Origin of the sequence: Siminovitchia sediminis (assembly GCF_042680885.1) — a bacterium.
Taxonomy (GTDB): domain Bacteria; phylum Bacillota; class Bacilli; order Bacillales; family Bacillaceae_C; genus Siminovitchia; species Siminovitchia sediminis.
In genome coordinates this window covers 1-1,002 of sequence record NZ_JBHUEO010000094.1, presented here as the reverse complement: position 1 = coordinate 1,002, position 1,002 = coordinate 1, and the positions used below count along the sequence as shown (strand labels likewise).

Genomic DNA, 1,002 nt, shown 5'->3' with positions numbered 1-1,002 from the left:
CCCTTTATGCATATAAGGGCGATAATCCGTAAACAGAACTTCCCCATAAGGAGAAAGTACCTTGAATCTGTCCCAGTACTTTACTACGTGAAGCTGTCCAAAGTTATACCCTTTGGGAATATGTATTTTGGCCTGGTCGATGGTGATCTCCCCGTATTTATTCGCTTTCTCTGTCTCTTTCTTGAAAATGGGATACTCCTCATCTGGCAGGGCCAAAAGGAATGGAAACTCCTGATCCAGCAATTCTTGGATAGAGATTCCTTTCTCATAGTGAATCCGTTCACGGTCCTTTGTCAGACACTCTTTCAGAATCTCCCCCAAGTGTTCAAAACTCTGAATCACCGGTGCCGGTGTCACAAAATTATAACGGAGATACCCCACCTTGTTTTCCACATTCCCCTTTTCATGTCCGCTCCGCGGATTACAGGCCTGCGCTTCAAATCCGTAAAAGCCGGCAAACTGGAGGAACTCTTCTGTAAATGTTGCTTCCTCATTTTTTCCCCTGGGCCGAATTACTGCCGCCTTCAGGTTATCAATTCGGACCTTTCTGGGAACGCCGCCCAATTGGTGGAAGATTGTCTGTAGCCCATATAAAAAGCACTCCTGATTTTCACTGGGCAATGGCACGCAATAGGCTGCGTTGCTGTAAGGGAGAGTCAGAAGTAGGCAATGCACATCGATGACCTTCCCATCTTTTACTGCTTCTGTCATCCCAAAATCCACCTGTGCCTCAGCCGGCGGATGATGTAGCCGTTCCGCATTCTGATCCCTGTCCTCATCGCCCTTTTCCTTGCCTTCACGCCAATCTTTGATGAAGTAACAGACCGTGCGATAGGAACCGGTGAACCCCATATTCTGAAGCTCCTCAAAGATTTTCTTGTTGGTCCTCCTTGACTTTCTCTTCAGCTTCTCATCTTCAGCGAGCCAGTCAGAGACAATCTCCCCCCATGGCTCTTCGTACATCATGCCGCTCTTCTTTTGAACATTTTCCTGGGGGACTTG

1 protein-coding gene is annotated in these 1,002 nt (G+C 47.6%); it reads right to left on the bottom strand.

Going from position 1 to position 1,002, the window contains the following annotated elements; translation table 11 throughout:
- Positions 1-1,002 (bottom strand): IS21 family transposase (gene istA / locus ACFSCZ_RS17665; RefSeq protein WP_380775827.1); only part of this gene is annotated, 1,002 nt, incomplete at both ends.